Genomic DNA, 18314 nt, shown 5'->3' with positions numbered 1-18314 from the left:
TAGCTTCTGTGTTTTGAATTGTAGTCGATAGTTTTATCTAAAATTCAAATTCTTCTACTGGAGTATCTTCGGAATCAATGACAGTTGTTTTTTGTTTTAAAAACAATTTTGCTGGGCCCGAAATGGACAATGGAAAATTATCAATGGTGTCATTAGTCGTCAAAATAGCGCGCCGAAACATCAGTTTGGTTAAGAAAGTCTCTTGCTGTTTGACAGAAGGTTTCAATTGGTTAGTAGCATCAAAACGGTACATGAATTTTTTTGGACTCGGAATAATAGTTGCCAAAAACAGGCATTCATTTACATTCAAATCGGAAGGTCTTTTTTGGAAATAAAACTGCGATGCTTCTCCAATTCCGTATACATTTGGTCCCCATTCGATGATGTTAAAATAAACTTCGAGCATACGTTCTTTTGAACTAATTCTGTTGTTTTCTAAAATATAAACCAATAGAATTTCTTCTAATTTTCGAGACAATGTTTTTTCCCGAGTTAGAAATACATTTTTTACCAATTGCATACTAATGGTACTGGCGCCACGAGAGAATTTTTTGGTGCGGATATTCTTGGCAATCGATTGTTTGAAGGCTTCATTTATGAATCCGCGATGTGTCATAAAGGAAGGGTCTTCACTGGTCAAAACACACTTTTGCAAATAAGGTGAGATTGATGACAAAGATGTAAAATTTGGATTAGAAGCACCAACCAAAATAGGTCTTTGTAAAATACCTTTATCAATAGCACGATAGACAAATTCGCCATTGATTTTGTTTAAATCGGCTTCGCCATATTTGTTAATTTTCAGTCCTTCAGGTTTGAGTTTGCTTTCAAAAACCACATCGTTAGGCTTGTGGTTATTGAATTCAAAATTCAACCCATAGCTAAAATTCCCTTGTGCTTGCATGCCTTCAAAATGACGAAATAATCCGGTAGGTAAGGAGGTTATAAAATCCTGTGCTTTCATTTTAGGAATCTTCAATAGAAGCCTGTAAACTTTATCTTTTTCGTTGGTATACGATAAATAAGGTTGGCATTTGATGTTGTTTAATTGCAGCGTAGAAGTGCTATCCAAAGCAATAAAACGTTCGCCAACTATCCAATGATAATCAAAGCGGGCATTTTTTATAACGACGTCTTTACTGGCAATTTTGGCATGATTGACAAATAAATTTTCAATAGAAGAATAACCGTCAATGTGTAATTTTCCACTCTCTATAGCTAAGTTTTCCATGTTGAAGTGAATGGATTTGAAACCCGTTTTTAAGTTGAATTTTTTATCCAAATACGGAATTTTAATCGTGTCATTTTCAGCATTGGCAAAAGTCAGATCTGCTTTTCTGTCTCTTGGGTCGGCAAAACCATTAATACTCCACTGCTGTGAAAAATTATCAGCAGTAACCTGAATAATGGTGGTGAGTTTTTTATCGTTTAAAACCAATTGATTGAAATCAAAAATCACTTTGTTTCCTTTGTCATTTATTTTAAATGCAAAACCGTTTACCTGCATGTCAGTTGGAATTAAATCCATTAACTTGGATGAAATACGATTTAAAAGCTTAGCATAATTGACTTCCGCATTTTCATCCTTCTCTTTTTTTGAATGTAGAAAAGCATCAAAATTGCTACCGTTTTTGGTCTTCACTAATTGAATAAACCCTTTATTAATTTCTAGTTTTCCCAATTGAATATCACCAATAATAAGTTTCCAGAAACTAACATTAGTTTTCAGTTTACTGATTTGTACCAATGTGTCGGCTTTTTTTGGCACCAAAGAAATGTTCTGAAATTCTATGTTCGTCAAACCATGAAATTCGGCTTTTTGTATCGTTAAGGTGCATTGATAGTCCCGTTCGAGTTTGGCATCAATGCGATGAATGACTTTGTCTAAAATTGTATTCCGAAAAGCAAAAAGCAACAGCAAACCTAGCAGCAACAATCCGCCAAAGATTTTTAGGAAGAGAAATGCTTTTTGTTTTTCATTTTTCATAGTGTTATTTCCTTACCCAAACAATTGCTCAACCACTTCTTCAATCTTGGAAACCAAAACAACTTTTATTCCCGGAAATTTGCTGGAAATCTTATTGTATTTGGATACAAAAATGGTTGAAAAGCCTAATTTTTCTCCTTCCTGAATCCGTTGCTCAACGCGGTTTACCGGACGAATTTCGCCTGAAAGTCCAACTTCACCGGCAAAGCAATATTCTTTTCCGATAGCGATATCTTCATTGGAAGACAAAATTGCGGCAACAACAGCCAAATCAATTGCCGGATCATCTACAGAAATTCCGCCAGTAACATTAAGGAAAACGTCTTTTGTCCCTAGACGGAAGCCAGCACGTTTTTCTAATACGGCCAAAATCATATTTAATCGTTTGGCATTATAACCTGTGGTACTTCGTTGCGGTGTTCCATAAACTGCGGTCGAAACCAATGCTTGAATTTCAATCATCAGCGGTCGCATACCTTCCAGCGTTGAGGCGATTGCCGTGCCAGATAGTTCTTCTTCCCGATGGGAAATTAAAATTTCGGAAGGATTAGAAACTTCGCGCAAGCCAGAACCTTGCATTTCATAAATCCCCAATTCCGCTGTAGAGCCAAAACGATTTTTGAGCGAACGGAGTATTCGGTAAACATGATTTCTGTCGCCTTCAAATTGAAGAACAGTATCTACCATGTGTTCCAAAATTTTTGGCCCTGCAATGTTTCCGTCTTTGGTAATATGACCAATCAGAATTACAGGAATATTGGTTTCTTTAGCAAACTTTATAAGCTCAGCTGTAGTTTCCCTAATCTGAGAAATGCTTCCGGGTGTTGAATCAATATAGTCGGTGTGAAGCGTTTGTATTGAATCGATAATGACAATATCGGGTTCGGTTTCTACAATATGCCGAAAGATATTTTGGGTTTTGGTTTCGGTCAAAATGTAGCAATTCTCACTGTTTGGATTGATACGTTCTGCGCGCATTTTAATTTGTTTCTGACTTTCTTCTCCCGAAACATATAAGGTTTTATAAGGTAATTTTAAAGAAATCTGCAACAGCAACGTACTTTTTCCGATGCCAGGTTCTCCGCCCAAAAGGATTAAGGAACCCGGAACAATACCGCCACCAAGGACGCGATTTAATTCGCCATCAGTACTGTCCATTCGCACTTCTTGAGTCGAATCAATTTCTTTTATTCGCAGTGGTTTGGAAACCCGTTTAGTATCTGTACTCGATGGTTTCCAACTTGTTTTTTCTTCTTTTTGAATTATCTCTTCTGCAATGGTATTCCATTCTTTACATGAATTGCATTGGCCTTGCCATTTAGCATATTGAGCGCCGCAATTTTGACAAAAAAAAGTAGTTTTTATTTTAGACATTATTCCTTTTTTTTCTCTTCTGTTGGAGGTGTGTCGGTTGGAGTTGCCTCTGTTGGAGGAGTATCGGTTGGAACTGCATCCGTTGGAGGCGTTTCTTCTACAACAGGTTCTTCTTTTCCTTTCTTACCTTTTTTAGGCAACAATTTTTTTAATGCATCGGCTCTTTCAACCATCATATCTTTAGTTAAATCTCCGATTTCTTCCCGTTGAAAAGCTGTCAAATAAGCTTTAATTGCTTTTGCATTCTCTCCTGTTTTTTCATACATCTGACCCAATTGGTAATCAGCAAGCATTGATTTTGGATAATTTTTCTTGGCTAATTGTGCTAATGGTTCAAACTCATTGTACGCTTTGTTTTTTAGTATAGCAGCTTCTATTGCTTTGAAATCATTTAAACGAATGGCTAATTTTAGCGCAAAAGACTTTTCGATTACATCATATTTTTTTGCCAAATAATCAACATATCCTGAGGGTAACACTGCTATTTTTTCGTTAAATTCTGTAGTTGAAATTGGCTGGTAAACAGAAAAAATTTGATACAAAGCACTTGGAATCGAATTCAGAACCAGTGAATAATGTGACGCTCCTTTGAAATCGTCAAACCTATAATTAAGCGTTGGAATACTTATTTTTTTTGCCACCTCGTCTAAGGCAATAATTCGATTTCTCATTTTTTTCACATCGCCCTCTGCAGAAGAATGATAGTAAAAAATAGGTTTTTTGATTGCAGCTAATCGTTCCGGAATTTGTTCTTCCATTCCTGCAGGAAGCTCAGGGCTCATAGAAATATAGGCATCAAAAACAGGATTGTCTTTGTAGAGATAACAATTTAAAAAAGCGGCTGTAGTATCTAATCCAGCAATCATTTTAAAGGGAGCAGTTCTGTATTTTTTTTCAATATAGGGCAACAACTCCATACCCATAAACTCGAAAAAACTTTCGCCTTTTTCGGTTGGTAAGCTAGTAGTTTCATCAATGGCACAATCGGTTTCACGTTCGTTGTTTTTGTTTTGAGTAATTCCAACTATAATCACCTCCGGCAAATCGTCCCAATAGTTACCATAACTTAAAGCACCTTGAAAAGCATCAAAAAGAAAATCGCCATCTAACAAGACTAAAACCGGATATTTTTGATTTGGATGTTTTTGATAGGATGGTGGTAAACCAATAATAATTTCTCGATCTTCATTAAGTTTTTTAGACGATATAGTATCCGTTATTTTTTGAGAAAAAACAGCATTAGAACAAATGACTATTAAAAACAGCAATAGGTTTTTCATGAATTTAGGTTTTGGTTGAATAAAATAATTATGCTAAAACGATTAGCAAGATAGTAAATTATTTAGTTCTATTTAAAACAGGAAGCAAAACATAGGAAATCAATCCGAGGAGAATTGCCAAAACGGTTTGTGATGTCCAAACTAGCCACCCAAAGGCAGTTCCAACATCTTTTGTAATTCCGTAAAGCGAAAAGATTAAGGCGATAGAAAAAGGATAAGCGCCTAATCCACCATTAGAAAAACCAACGGCCAAGCTGCCAAAAATGAAGCCCATAATTACAACATCAAAACTAATTTCTGAAGTTTCTGGTAAGGCAAATATGGCTATATAAAACATAGCTAAATAAGAAAACCAAATAAAAAACGAATGAAATATATACTTCCATTTGTCTTTCATTTTGTAAACTGTTGTTATACCTTCAACCAATCCGGATAATTTTTTCTTTAGTTTTAAGATTATTTCCCACTCGGCATAAATCCAAATTAGTATAAAAACCAAGAATAAAACTAGCCCAACAATTCCAGTAATAATCAAGGATTCTAGCGATACATTTTCACTTAAAAGGAATTGATAAATTTTGTCAAATTGGGAAACAAATCCAATAAAAACAAAGAGAAAAAAGATGAGTAAATCGACAATTCTTTCGGCAACGATGGTTCCAAATGCTTTGTCAAACGGGACGTCTTCGTATTTTTTTAATAAGGCAGCACGAGTAATTTCTCCTGATCGAGGAACAGTTAGATTGACCAAATAGGAAACACAAACGGTTAAAAAATTAGTGGAGAATTTGGTTTGATACCCTAAATGATTCAGCGCAAATTTCCATCGATACGCTCTTGACCAGTAGCCAACTAAAGCAATAACGAGCGATAATAAGATGTAATAATAATTTGCCTTTTCAAAACTGATCTTAATTTTCCCGATTTCCTCAGAAGTCAATGTGGTAAATTGATAGTATATAATTCCTATTCCTATCAAAAGAGGAATTAGAACCGTCAACCATTTACCGATTTGTTTTTTCAAGAGATTTTAGGTCAGTGAATTAGTAGTTTCGTTTGGAAAAACCAACCAAGGTTTGAAGTTTTTGGCTTCTTCAAAATCCATTAAAGCATAGGACATAATAATGATAATATCGCCTTTATGAACTTTTCTGGCCGCTGGTCCATTTAATGTAATATCGCCTGAATTTTTTGTGCCTTTGATAACATAGGTATCGAAACGCTCACCATTGTTGACGTTTACTATGGAAACCTTTTCGCCTTCAATCAAATTTGCCGCTTCCATCAAGGTTTCGTCAATAGTGATACTGCCAATATAATTTAAATCGGCACCAGTAACTTTTACCCTATGAATCTTAGATTTTACAACTTCAATTTGCATGGCGCTAAAGTAATTTAATTTAATGAAATCGTGTCAATCAATCTGATATTGTTAACAAAAACGGCGATGAAAGCGCGATATTTTTTGGCGTTGCTTTTTCTGATACATGGCAATAAGGTAGCTTCGTCTGCAATTTGAAAATATTCTAATTCAAACTTAGGATGTTTTTTGAACGTATTTGACACAAACTGTGAAACTGTTGCGGCTGATTTTGTTTTAAATAAATCCTTAGCTTGTGAAATGGTTTTATATATAATTGCCGCTTCTTTTCGTTCCACTTCGGATAATCTTTCGTTGCGCGAACTCATTGCCAAACCATTGGGTTCTCTATAAATTGGACATCCAATTATATTGACGGACATTTTGGCTTTTTCAACCATTTTTTTTACAATTTGCAATTGCTGAAAATCTTTTTCGCCAAAGTACGCATTGGTTGGTTTTACAATTTCAAAAAGACGTTTTACTATAGTTCCTACGCCATTAAAATGACCAACTCGAAACTTGCCTTCCATTTGATTTTCTAATCCGCCAAAGTCGAAAGCTGTAGAGACTGTTTTGCCATTATAAATGTCATCAACACTTGGAGCAAATACAATGATGTTATCAGAAATAGCTTTGATTTTCTCAATATCCTGATCTAATGTTTTTGGATATTTTGCTAAATCAGTAGCATTGTCAAATTGTGTTGGATTGACAAAAATACTTATTACCACCAAATCATTATTTTGAAGCGCTTGTTCTAAAAGTGAAAGATGTCCTTGATGCAATGCGCCCATTGTTGGTACAAAACCAATTGAGGTTTCTTTTTTTGAAACAGAATTGAGATAAGAAACTAATTCGTTTTGAGTAGTAAAAAGGAGCATTGGCTTTAGTAAATGAGTTGCAAACTTACCATTTTCATAAATAACTGCATAAATTTTTGTACTTTTGCCTGTTTTTTATTGCCAATAATAAAGTAGAATAGATTATGGAAGATAAGAGGATATTGTATGTATCATCTGAAGTGGTGCCGTATTTGGCTGAGAATGAGGTTTCTTTAATGTCTTATGATGTTCCCAAAATGATAAATGATCAAGGCGGACAGATTAGAATTTTTATGCCAAGATATGGTAATATTAATGAAAGAAGACATCAATTACATGAAGTTATTCGTTTGTCGGGGATGAATTTAGTGGTAAACGATTTGGATATGCCTTTGATTATAAAAGTAGCTTCGATACCAAAAGAAAGAATTCAAGTTTACTTTATTGATAACGATGAATATTTTAAAAGGAAAGCCTCTTTCAGTGATGAAGATGGAGTGCTTTATCCCGATAATGATGAAAGAGCTATTTTCTTTGCAAAAGGAGTTGTTGAGACGGTTAAGAAATTAAATTGGGTTCCGGATATTATTCATGTTCATGGTTGGATGTCGAGTTTATTGCCTATTTACATGAAGCATTATTACAAAGACGAAGCGCTGTTTTCGGAAACAAAAATTGTGACATCTGTTTACAGTCAGTCGTTTGATGGTACTTTAGATTCTGAAATGATAAATAAAATCAAGTTTGACAACATTCCGCATGATGCCATTCAGGAATTAGAGGTGCCTAATTATGAAAACCTTATCAAAGCATCGATTAAGCATTCAGATGGTATTATTATTGCGTCAGAAAATGTGTCGGCAAGTTTAACAAAATTTATAGAATCATCAGGAAAACCTTTTTTACCTTTCGCCTCGAAAGACAAATTTACCGAAGCATATACAAACTTTTATAAAGAGATGCTTTCTTAAAAAAATAGATAATTTTTATGCACAAAAAATCATTTTTACGTCCAATTTTACTATTTGGAATTATTACCATAATTTTCGCTTCTTGCGATAAAGATTTTAATGAACTAGGAACCGATATTGTGGGTGAAGATCACTTCGGGTTTGATGTGGACAGCACGCTAACGGTTAATGCATACAATCAAAAGCTAGGCCCTATAGCCTCTAATAACTTACCTATTAATCCACTTGGGTTTTATTCTAATCCTGCTTTTGGAACTACACAGGCAAACTTTGTTACACAGTTAGAACTTTCATCTACAAGTCCTGTTTTTAATAACACAGATACTGACCTTTATGTTGACCTTCCTACTATTGATAGTGTGATTGTAGACGTACCCTATTTTAAGACATTAAAAACGGCAAATTCTGATGGAACAAATGAATATTTGTTAGATTCTATTTATGGTGAAGCGGTTCGAAGTGCCAACTCAAAGTTTAAATTAAGTCTGTACCAATCTAATTATTATTTGAGAGATTTGGATCCCAATCAATCTTTGGCCGAACAACAATTGTTTTATACTGATCAAAATAATTTAATTGATAATAATAAAGTTCCGGTTTTGTTGAATAATGATGCTGATAGTCGTGAAAACGATCAATTTTATTTTGATAATAGAGAGCATGCATTAAAGACCTATAAATCAGACGGTGTTACTCTGATTGATCCTGCCCCAAGATCTGTGCCTTCAATGCGATTGCATTTGAGAACGGATGTTTTTTATGATAAAATTTTAAACGCTCCAAGTGGTCAATTAGAAAGTAATACGCTATTTAAAAATTACTTCAGAGGGATTTATTTTAAAGCAGAAAACGGCAATCCAGGAAATATGGCAATGCTAAATTTCAAAGCAGGAAAAATTACAATTTATTACAAGGAAGATAAAATTACGCCAGACAATGTAAACACAACAGAAAACGAATACAAAAAAGAAAGAGTAAGTAAATCATTTCCATTAAATTTTACCGGAAACACCATCAGTTTGTTACAAAATTCTAATGAAAACATAGATTATTTAAATGCTGCCAATAGTCCACAAGAAGCATCAAGACTTTATTTAAAAGGTGGCGAAGGTTCTATGGCAATAATAGATTTATTTGGTTCGACAGATTTGTTTAGATATGATATTAAAAAAAATAGTGACGGAATAGCCGTTGATGAAAATAATGTTATAGTTCCTCTTGATGCATCAGGAAAGCCAACAACTAATCATTATTTCATATACTATAAAAACGCAGTTCCAAATGGAGTTCCTGATGAATTGGATGATCTTAAATTTCCATTAATTGATGATAATCCGGCTCAAATCTATCACTCCATAAAAAACAGATGGATGATTAATGAAGCCAATCTAACGTTTAAAGTTGACAAATCTGCCATGTCAAACTTTTTCCCAGCTACTACCGAAGCTCAACCAGTAGAACCCAATCGTGTTTTTTTATATGATTTGACAAATAAAAAGGTTTTAGTAGATTACACTTTTGACTTTACAACTAACGGAATTCAACCTAAATTGGGTAAAATTGTACACGACGGAATTGTTCAGACTGAAAATGTAAGTGATGGAAGAGGGAACAGAGCAAAAAAATTCAGGGTTAGAATAACAAATTATGTTAGGAATTTAATTAAAAATGATTCCACAAACGTTCGACTTGGTTTATCAGTTACAGAAAACATCAATAATGTGGGGCTTTCTAAACTTCGAACACCTAATAGCAATTTAACCGGTGCGCCAACTATGTCGGTTTTGAGTCCATTAGGAACAATACTTTACGGAACAAGTCCTGTTGTTCCTGATGATAAAAAATTGAAGCTAAAAATTTATTATACAAAACCTAATTAATATTTACTGTTATGTGTGGAATTGTTGGTTATATCGGATTTAGAGAAGCTTATCCAATAGTAATTAAAGGATTAAAAAGATTAGAATATAGAGGTTACGACAGTGCCGGAATCATGCTATGTGATGGTAAAGACCTTAAAATTGCTAAAACTAAAGGTAAAGTTTCTGACCTTGAAGACAAGTCGAAGGATATTGCATCCTCTAAAGCAACTATTGGAATGGGACATACTCGCTGGGCAACTCATGGAGTTCCTAATGATATTAATTCTCATCCTCATGTTTCAAATTCGGGGAATATTGTAATTATTCATAACGGAATCATAGAAAATTATGAACCGTTAAAAAAAGAGTTACTTAAAAGAGGATATACTTTTAAATCAGATACAGATACTGAAGTTTTGGTAAATCTAATTGAAGACGTAAAAAAGAAAGAAAACATAAAGCTTGGAAAAGCAGTTCAAATTGCTCTAAACCAAGTTGTTGGAGCTTATGCTATTTGTGTTTTTGACAAAGAAAACCCAGATGAAATTATCGTTGCAAGGTTAGGAAGTCCAATAGCAATTGGAGTTGGAGAAGAGGAATTTTTTATCGCTTCTGACGCATCTCCCTTTATTGAATATACTTCAAACGCTATCTATTTAGAAGATGAAGAAATGGCTATCGTTAGACTTCACAAACCATTGAAAATCAGAAAAATTAAAGATGATTCTTTAGTTGATCCTTATATTCAAGAACTTCAAATGAATTTGGAGCAAATAGAAAAAGGCGGTTATGACCATTTCATGCTAAAAGAAATCTATGAGCAACCTAATGCAATTAAGGATACTTATAGAGGAAGATTGTTAGCTAATCAAGGGATTATTCAAATGGCAGGCTTAGAAGATAATATAGAAAAGTTTCTTCATGCAGATAGAATAATGATTGTAGCTTGTGGTACTTCATGGCATGCCGGATTAGTTGCAGAGTATGTAATTGAAGAGTTTGCCAGAATACCGGTTGAGGTTGAATATGCTTCAGAATTTAGATATAGAAATCCGATAATTAATAAAAATGATGTGGTAATTGCCATATCGCAATCTGGTGAAACAGCCGATACTTTAGCGGCTATTAAGTTGGCCAAAGAAAAAGGTGCTTTTGTATTCGGAGTTTGTAACGTTGTTGGTTCATCCATTTCAAGAGAAACTAATGCTGGCGCTTATACACATGCTGGGCCGGAAATTGGAGTAGCTTCAACCAAAGCTTTTACCACACAAATTACCGTATTGACTATGATAGCCTTGCGTTTGGCAAAAGCTAAAGGGACTTTGTCAAATTCTGATTTCCACCGCTATTTACAAGAACTTGAAGTTATTCCTGAAAAAGTTGCCGAAGCATTAGCTTCAACTAATGAGAAAGCTAAAGAAATAGCAACCAAATTTAAAAATGCAACAAACTGTTTGTATTTAGGAAGAGGTTATAATTTCCCTGTTGCATTAGAAGGCGCATTGAAACTCAAAGAGATCTCATATATACACGCCGAAGGTTATCCTGCTGCCGAAATGAAACACGGACCAATTGCCTTAATTGATGAGCAAATGCCAGTAATAGTAATAGCACCAAAACAAGGGCATTATGATAAAGTGGTTAGTAATATCCAGGAAATTAAATCCAGAAGCGGAAAGATTATCGCTGTTGTAACTAAAGGCGATACTCAAGTTAAAGGGTTAGCTGATCACGTTATCGAAATTCCAGAAACTTCGGATGCTTTATCACCATTAATAACAACAATTCCTTTGCAATTATTGTCTTATCATATCGCGGTATTAAGGGGCTGTAATGTAGACCAACCAAGAAATTTGGCGAAATCAGTTACTGTAGAATAGTTATCAACATAAAATAGCTAAAAAGCGAGACTATGTCTCGCTTTTTTTTGTTCAAAATTTTATGATTAATTTATTAAAAGTTTCATTTTGTATGTGCGCATAATTTTTTTTTTAGCAATAATGCCAAATCGTTAATAAAAACTTAAAAAATGCCCAAATGCCATATTGTCAACAAGAAATCATTAAAATAAATTATTAATAAAAATACCCAATATTTTTTGATAATGTAAAAGAAATATTTGTACTTTGGCGTCATAAACCAACAAAATCAAAACCAAATGAAGATTTATTTATTTATCGTTTCATTGTTTTTTTGCGGCATATCCTTTGCGCAAACTTCAATATCGGGTTCGGTAAAAGACAGTAAGAACCAACCAGTTTCGGGAGCTAATGTTAAAGTAACTGGTGATGATGCCGGAACATTGACAGATAGTGACGGAAATTTTAATTTAACAACTACAAAAAAACCACCATTTAACATTGAAATTTCTAGTGTTGGCTTTGGGGTAAAAAAGGTTAACGTTACATCTAACAATCAAAATGTTAGTGTTGCATTAACAGATGAAGAAAATAAACTAGATGAAATTGTTGTTTCTGCATCGAGAACACCTGAAAAAGTTTTGCAATCTCCGGTGACAATCGAAAGAATGAGCCAAAAAGAAATCAAAAACACAACTGCAGCAACATTCTATGATGGTCTTGAAAATTTAAAAGAAGTTCATTTTAACACAAGTAGTTTTTCTTTTAAATCAATCAATACCAGAGGTTTTGCAACCATTGCTAACACTCGTTTTATGCAATTAGTCGATGGGATGGACAACTCTTCTCCGGCATTGAACTTCCCTTTAGGGAATTTAATTGGAGTTTCTGAGTTAGATGTTGCTAGTGTAGAGCTTCTTCCTGGAGCTTCATCTGCATTATATGGTGCAAATGCTTTCAACGGAATTATGTTCATGAATAGTAAAAGTCCTTTCACTAACCAAGGGTTGAGTTTCTATTTCAAATATGGTCAAACTACTCAAGAAGTTGCGGGAACAAATGATTACTGGGATTTTGGGATTAGAGCAGCACACGCTTTTTCTAAACATTTTGCAGCAAAAGCCAATTTTACCTTCATGAAAGCTTCTGAATGGATAGCTGCTGATCCCAGAGACGTAGCAGTTAATAATTCTGGTTCAGTAGTAAACCCAAATTATGATGGTTTGAATAGTTACGGAGATGAAGTTTCTACCAACATAAAGAGTGTTGGACTTTCTTTAGCCAATTTAGGATTAATTCCGCAATCAGCTGTTAACTTATTACCAAATTACAATGTTGCCAGAACAGGTTACAGAGAACAAGATTTAAATGATAACAACATCAAAAGTTTAAAAGCTGATTTCTCATTCCATTTCAAACCTTGGGCAGATGAAAATGAAATTATCTTTCAACATAAGTTAGGTTTAGGAAACACAATTTATCAAGGAGCAAATAGATACGCCTTGAAAAATTTCTTTATCAATCAAACCAGACTTGAGTTTAAAGGGAAAAACTATTTTGTGAGAGGTTATATGACAGATGAAAATGCCGGAGATTCTTATGATATGCGTTTCGCTGCATGGAATGTAAACCGCGCATGGAAATCAGATGCTACTTGGTTTGGTCAATATGCTGGTGCTTACATTCAATCTACTTTAGCCGGAGCAACTCCAGAACAAGCACATGGTATAGCGAGATCTACCGCAGATACAGGAAGATTTTTACCAGGTTCTACAGATTTCAACAATGCTTTAGCAACAGTAACTGCTGACCCAGATTTAGTAACGGGTTCTAAATTTCAAGACAAATCAAAATTATACCATGCTGATGTTAACTATAATTTCAGAGACATAATAAAAGTGGCTGAAATTCAATTAGGAGGTTCTTACAGACAATATGAAATGAATTCTTCAGGAACTATTTTTACAGATTATGATGGTCCATTAAGATACGATGAATACGGAGTTTATGGTCAAGTGCAAAAGAAATTTATGAAAGAAGAACGACTAAAATTTACGGGTTCCATCCGCTATGATAAATCACAAAATTTTGATGGTTCTTATTCACCAAGAGTTTCTTTTGTGTATTCAGCAGGAGCCAATAAGCAGCATAATTTCAGAGCATCCTATCAAACGGGATTCAGAAATCCAACTACACAAGATCAATACATTGGTTTGAATTTAGGGCCATTCGCTTTAATTGGTTCTGCTCCAGATAACTTATCAAGATATGTTGAAACACTTCCTGTTAGTACAGCTGGACAAGTAATAAATGGAGGTAATCCTACAGCTACTTTATCAGGTGTTGAAGCCTATGGTAATTCATTTACATTAACATCAGTACAAGCATTTTCTGCAGCAGTTGCATCGGGGCAAGCACTTCCAACAGCAGCAGCACTTCTGGAAGTAGCCAAGATTAATTTAGTAAAACCAGAAAGAGTACAAGCGTTTGATATCGGTTATCGTTCAGTTATCAAAAATTTAACCGTTGATATTAGTGGATATTACAACATCTATAATGATTTTTTAAATCAATCCAGAGTTATCACACCTTATTATGGTGATGTAAATACATTTGACCCGACAGATTTAGCAACGTATGCTCCGGTTGCGGCTATATCAAACGGAGACAGAAGAGTATATCAAGTTTATGACAACTCAAAATCGGAAGTAACCTCATTAGGATTCGGTATCGGATTGTCAAATAAAATCTATAAAGATTTTGAACTGAGTGCGAATTATAATTATGCAGAATATACTTTTGACCAAGCTAAAGATCCAAGTTTTATCCCAAGTTTTAACACACCTAAACATAGAGTAAAAGCTTCTTTAGGAAACCAAAAATTATTTAAGAACTTCGGATTTAATACAAATGTAAGATGGAATACAGAATATTTATGGCAATCTTCTTTTGCTGATGGTATGGTTCCTGAAAACGTAGTTTTTGATGCTCAAATCAATTATGCTATTCCAAAATTAAAATCAGTTTTAAAAGTTGGGGCTAATAATTTATTCGGGAAAGACTATATTCAAGTAATCGGAGCAGGTGCTATTGGACAACAATGGTTTGCTTCAATCACAATTAATCCATAAATAATCAATAACAATATATAATTTAAAAGTTATGATAAAAAATTTCAAATGGCTATTATTGGTTTCGTTAACCTTTGTAGCATGTAGCAGTGATGATGAAACGGTTATTGACCCAAATTCAACTGATGGTTTACCTTTAACAGCTGGTTCAGCAGATTTTTCTAAATATGTTGCGCTAGGTAATTCATTGTGTGCAGGATATAGCGATGGGGCTTTATTTGCCGCTGGACAAGCCAATTCGTATCCAAATATACTTTCACAACAATTTGCTTTAGTAGGTGGTGGGGAATTCAAAATTCCATATATGAATGATAATGTTGGAGGTTTACTTTTAGGAGGGTTCCAAGTTCAAGGGCCAAGACTTTATTTGGCACCAGGAAATAATCCTACTCCAGTTACAGGTACAATAACTACTGAAATAAGTAATATTTTAACGGGTCCTTTCAACAACATGGGAGTTCCGGGAGCAAAAAGTTTTCATTTATTAGCATCCGGTTACGGAAATATTGCTGGTGTAGCGTCAGGTCAAGCGAACCCTTATTTTGTTCGTTTTGCATCAGCTCCAAACGCAACAATTTTAGAAGATGCTGTAACACAAAATCCAACTTTCTTTTCTTTATGGATTGGAAACAATGATGTGCTTTCTTATGCAACATCTGGTGGTGTAGGAGTTGATCAACTAGGGAATTTAAATCCTGCAACTTATGGAAGCAATGATATTACAGACCCATCAGTTTTTGCAAGTGTATATTCAACTTTAGTTACTCAATTAACAGCTGGCGGAGCAAAAGGGGTTGTTGCAAACATTCCTTATGTTAGTTCGGTACCATTTTTTACTACTGTACCAACTAATCCAATTCCACTTGATGCAACTACTGCAGCGCAGTTAAATGGCGGTATAATTGGGCCTTTGGATGCTATTTTAACTGCATATGGTCAAGGAGACAGATTAGTTACATTGGCAGCGGGAAGTTCAAATCCACTATTAATAAAAGATGAATCCTTAACCAATTTAGGGCCTCAAATAACAGCGGCTTTGATAGCCAATAGTGTTCCTGCACCTCAAGCAGGTTTGATGGGTTCACTTTATGGACAAGCACGTCATGCTCGCAATACAGGAGATAGAGATTACATTCTATTAACAACAAGAGGAATAATTGGAACTTCACAAACAGGTATACCAGCTCCTTTTAATAATGTAGGAGTTACTTATCCTTTACAAGATGGAGCAGTACTAACAGCTGATGAAAATTCAAAAATTGTAGCAGCAACCAACTCATTTAATGCAACAATAGCTGCAATAGCAGTTACTAATGATCCGGATAATAAAATTGCTTTTGTTGACGCCAATGCTATTTTGGCACAAGTAAATAGTGGCGGTTTAGTTCAAAGCGGATACACAATGACATCAACTTATGTTACTGGAAATTCATTCTCCTTAGATGGTGTTCATCCAAGTCCAAAAGGATATGCTTTAATTGCTAATAAGTTTTTAGAAGCCATTAATGCCGAATTTGGTTCTAACTTCAAAGGAGTTAATTTAGGACAATATCAAATATTGTATCCAGGCTCTCTCTAAGATATTTAAAAAATATTTCTTAAAACCATCCTATTTATATAGGGTGGTTTTTTGTTTTACACCATCAATAAAAAAACAGACTTTTTTTATAAAATAATTATTGATTATTTGGTTTATAAAAATTATCTTTGCACTCTGATAAAAAGAGGTGTTTTAATAAACCTAAATAGCTATTTAATAAATACATAAACAATGTCAAAAGCAATAGGAAAAGTTTCGCAAATCATTGGTCCAGTAGTAGACGTAGTATTTGATACTAAAGATGTTGAGTTACCAAAAATTTATGATTCATTAGAAATCATTAACAAAAACGGTTCAATATTAGTACTTGAAGTGCAATCACATATTGGTGAAAACACAGTTCGTACTATCTCTATGGACTCAACCGATGGTTTGAGCAGAGGAACAGCTGTAAATGCTACAGGTGCTCCAATTCAAATGCCAATCGGATCAGATGTTTACGGACGTTTGTTTAACGTTATTGGAGATGCTATTGATGGTTTAGGAAACTTACCAAAAGACGGAGCAAATGGTGTTTCTATCCACCGTCAAGCACCAAAATTTGAAGATTTATCAACTTCTACTGAGGTATTGTTCACCGGAATTAAAGTAATCGATTTGATTGAACCTTACTCAAAAGGAGGTAAAATTGGATTGTTCGGTGGTGCCGGAGTTGGTAAAACAGTATTGATTCAAGAATTGATTAACAATATCGCTAAAGGTCACGGTGGACTTTCTGTATTCGCTGGAGTTGGTGAAAGAACACGTGAAGGAAACGATTTACTTCGTGAGATGTTGGAATCTGGAATTATAAAATATGGAGAAGATTTCATGCACTCTATGGAAAATGGTGGATGGGATTTATCTAAAGTAGATAAACCAGGAATGAGAGAGTCTAAAGCTACTTTCGTTTTCGGACAAATGAATGAGCCACCTGGAGCTAGAGCACGTGTTGCCCTTTCAGGATTGTCTATCGCAGAGTATTTCCGTGATGGAGCTGGTTCAGACCAAGGTAAAGACGTACTTTTCTTCGTTGACAATATCTTCCGTTTTACACAAGCAGGTTCTGAGGTTTCGGCTCTTTTAGGGCGTATGCCATCTGCGGTAGGGTACCAACCAACATTGGCAACAGAAATGGGTGCTATGCAAGAAAGAATTACATCTACAAACAAAGGTTCTATTACATCTGTACAAGCGGTTTACGTTCCTGCGGATGACCTTACGGATCCGGCACCTGCAACAACATTTGCCCACTTAGATGCTACAACAGTATTGTCTCGTAAAATTGCGGAGCTTGGTATTTATCCTGCAGTGGATCCACTAGATTCAACTTCAAGAATTCTTACAGCTCAAATCTTAGGTGACGATCACTACAACTGTGCTCAAAGAGTAAAAGAGATACTTCAAAAATACAAACAACTTCAAGATATCATCGCGATTCTTGGTATGGAAGAGTTATCTGAAGAAGATAAATTATCGGTATCAAGAGCCCGTAGAGTGCAACGTTTCTTGTCTCAACCTTTCCACGTAGCGGAACAATTTACAGGTATTCCTGGAGTATTGGTTGACATCAAAGAAACCATCAAAGGATTCAACATGATTATTGATGGGGAATTAGATCACTTGCCGGAAGCTGCATTTAACCTAAAAGGAACAATCGAAGAAGCAATTGAAGCAGGACAAAAAATGTTAGCGGAAGCGTAATCAATTAACAATGGATAATTAACAATTGACAATGAAAATTATCAATTATCAATTATCAATTATCAATTAAAAAAATGATTTTAGAAATAGTATCACCAGAAGCTACATTATTCAAAGGCGAAGTTACTTCGGTTTCTTTACCAGGAGTTAGTGGTTCGTTTCAAATTTTGAATAACCACGCACCAATAGTTTCTATTTTAAAACACGGTGTTGTAAAAATTGAGGCAGCGAGTTTTGATATCAAAAAAGAAGTAGAAGATAAGTTTACCAAAGTAAACGATCAAAACTACCTTTTGGAAATCAATTCAGGAACTATTGAAATGAAAGACAACAAAGTAATTGTATTAGCTGACTAATACAATTCAACCCGAGCGTAGCGAATT

Annotated in this window: 13 protein-coding genes; 7 read left to right on the top strand and 6 right to left on the bottom strand. The window is 34.7% G+C overall.

The genetic code is table 11. The features are described 5' to 3' along the window. Positions 1-37 precede the first annotated feature (37 nt). From QWY90_RS13290 to panC, 6 genes are read right to left on the bottom strand one after another with little or no spacing between them, the layout of a single operon-like run. Positions 38-1987 carry a transglycosylase domain-containing protein gene (locus QWY90_RS13290; RefSeq protein WP_290286461.1) on the bottom strand — a complete coding sequence of 650 codons (1950 nt, stop codon included), beginning with the start codon at positions 1985-1987 and terminating at the stop codon, positions 38-40. Between the two features lie 12 nt (positions 1988-1999). Next, the gene (radA, locus tag QWY90_RS13285; RefSeq protein WP_290286460.1) at positions 2000-3361 is read right to left on the bottom strand and encodes a DNA repair protein RadA; all 1362 of its coding nucleotides are present in this window, start codon (positions 3359-3361) and stop codon (positions 2000-2002) included. Next, a complete protein-coding gene (locus QWY90_RS13280; RefSeq protein ID WP_290286459.1) occupies positions 3361-4641 on the bottom strand; it encodes an alpha/beta hydrolase-fold protein in 1281 nt (426 codons plus the stop codon). Before QWY90_RS13280 ends, radA begins: the two co-directional genes overlap by 1 nt. A gap of 58 nt (positions 4642-4699) precedes the next feature. After that, complete coding sequence (locus QWY90_RS13275; protein ID WP_290286458.1) at positions 4700-5665, bottom strand: lysylphosphatidylglycerol synthase transmembrane domain-containing protein; 966 nt, start codon at positions 5663-5665, stop codon at positions 4700-4702. Positions 5666-5671: 6 nt separating this feature from the next. Beyond that, entirely contained in the window at positions 5672-6022 is a 351-nt protein-coding gene (gene panD / locus QWY90_RS13270) for an aspartate 1-decarboxylase (protein WP_290286457.1), read from the bottom strand. A gap of 14 nt (positions 6023-6036) precedes the next feature. Beyond that, the gene (gene panC, locus QWY90_RS13265; protein WP_290286456.1) at positions 6037-6885 is read right to left on the bottom strand and encodes a pantoate--beta-alanine ligase; all 849 of its coding nucleotides are present in this window, start codon (positions 6883-6885) and stop codon (positions 6037-6039) included. A 104-nt stretch (positions 6886-6989) separates the two neighbouring features. On the opposite strand from panC, the gene QWY90_RS13260 reads away from it, so the two are divergent. The 7 genes from QWY90_RS13260 to QWY90_RS13230 all read left to right on the top strand — a co-directional run bounded on the left by QWY90_RS13260 (position 6990) and on the right by QWY90_RS13230 (position 18287). Beyond that, on the top strand, positions 6990-7796 hold the full coding sequence (locus tag QWY90_RS13260; protein ID WP_290286455.1) for a glycogen/starch synthase: 807 nt from the start codon (positions 6990-6992) through the stop codon (positions 7794-7796). Between the two features lie 17 nt (positions 7797-7813). Continuing rightward, a complete protein-coding gene (bamH, locus tag QWY90_RS13255) occupies positions 7814-9676 on the top strand; it encodes a BamH family beta-barrel-assembly machinery protein (protein WP_290286454.1) in 1863 nt (620 codons plus the stop codon). Between the two features lie 11 nt (positions 9677-9687). Further along, entirely contained in the window at positions 9688-11538 is a 1851-nt protein-coding gene (glmS, locus tag QWY90_RS13250; RefSeq protein WP_290286452.1) for a glutamine--fructose-6-phosphate transaminase (isomerizing), read from the top strand. Between the two features lie 278 nt (positions 11539-11816). Next, a complete protein-coding gene (locus QWY90_RS13245) occupies positions 11817-14648 on the top strand; it encodes a TonB-dependent receptor (protein WP_290286451.1) in 2832 nt (943 codons plus the stop codon). 31 nt (positions 14649-14679) lie between these two features. After that, the gene (locus QWY90_RS13240) at positions 14680-16227 is read left to right on the top strand and encodes an SGNH/GDSL hydrolase family protein (protein ID WP_290286450.1); all 1548 of its coding nucleotides are present in this window, start codon (positions 14680-14682) and stop codon (positions 16225-16227) included. Between the two features lie 192 nt (positions 16228-16419). Continuing rightward, the gene (atpD, locus tag QWY90_RS13235) at positions 16420-17931 is read left to right on the top strand and encodes a F0F1 ATP synthase subunit beta (RefSeq protein ID WP_290286449.1); all 1512 of its coding nucleotides are present in this window, start codon (positions 16420-16422) and stop codon (positions 17929-17931) included. A 74-nt stretch (positions 17932-18005) separates the two neighbouring features. Continuing rightward, entirely contained in the window at positions 18006-18287 is a 282-nt protein-coding gene (locus QWY90_RS13230) for a F0F1 ATP synthase subunit delta/epsilon (RefSeq protein ID WP_290286448.1), read from the top strand. Positions 18288-18314: the final 27 nt, after the last annotated feature.

It is taken from the genome of Flavobacterium paronense, assembly GCF_030409795.1.
Taxonomy (GTDB): Bacteria; Bacteroidota; Bacteroidia; order Flavobacteriales; family Flavobacteriaceae; genus Flavobacterium; species Flavobacterium paronense.
This window is presented reverse-complemented; position numbering and strand designations above follow the sequence as displayed.

Excerpts from the sequence above, each read along its gene's own strand:
- QWY90_RS13230 (WP_290286448.1), top strand. The coding sequence starts at position 18,006 with ATGATTTTAGAAATAGTATCACCAGAAGCTACATTATTCAAAGGCGAA.
- bamH (WP_290286454.1), top strand. The coding sequence starts at position 7,814 with ATGCACAAAAAATCATTTTTACGTCCAATTTTACTATTTGGAATTATT.
- panC (WP_290286456.1), bottom strand. The coding sequence starts at position 6,885 with ATGCTCCTTTTTACTACTCAAAACGAATTAGTTTCTTATCTCAATTCT.
- radA (WP_290286460.1), bottom strand. The coding sequence starts at position 3,361 with ATGTCTAAAATAAAAACTACTTTTTTTTGTCAAAATTGCGGCGCTCAA.
- QWY90_RS13240 (WP_290286450.1), top strand. The coding sequence starts at position 14,680 with ATGATAAAAAATTTCAAATGGCTATTATTGGTTTCGTTAACCTTTGTA.
- QWY90_RS13260 (WP_290286455.1), top strand. The coding sequence starts at position 6,990 with ATGGAAGATAAGAGGATATTGTATGTATCATCTGAAGTGGTGCCGTAT.
- QWY90_RS13280 (WP_290286459.1), bottom strand. The coding sequence starts at position 4,641 with ATGAAAAACCTATTGCTGTTTTTAATAGTCATTTGTTCTAATGCTGTT.
- glmS (WP_290286452.1), top strand. The coding sequence starts at position 9,688 with ATGTGTGGAATTGTTGGTTATATCGGATTTAGAGAAGCTTATCCAATA.
- atpD (WP_290286449.1), top strand. The coding sequence starts at position 16,420 with ATGTCAAAAGCAATAGGAAAAGTTTCGCAAATCATTGGTCCAGTAGTA.
- QWY90_RS13290 (WP_290286461.1), bottom strand. The coding sequence starts at position 1,987 with ATGAAAAATGAAAAACAAAAAGCATTTCTCTTCCTAAAAATCTTTGGC.
- QWY90_RS13245 (WP_290286451.1), top strand. The coding sequence starts at position 11,817 with ATGAAGATTTATTTATTTATCGTTTCATTGTTTTTTTGCGGCATATCC.
- panD (WP_290286457.1), bottom strand. The coding sequence starts at position 6,022 with ATGCAAATTGAAGTTGTAAAATCTAAGATTCATAGGGTAAAAGTTACT.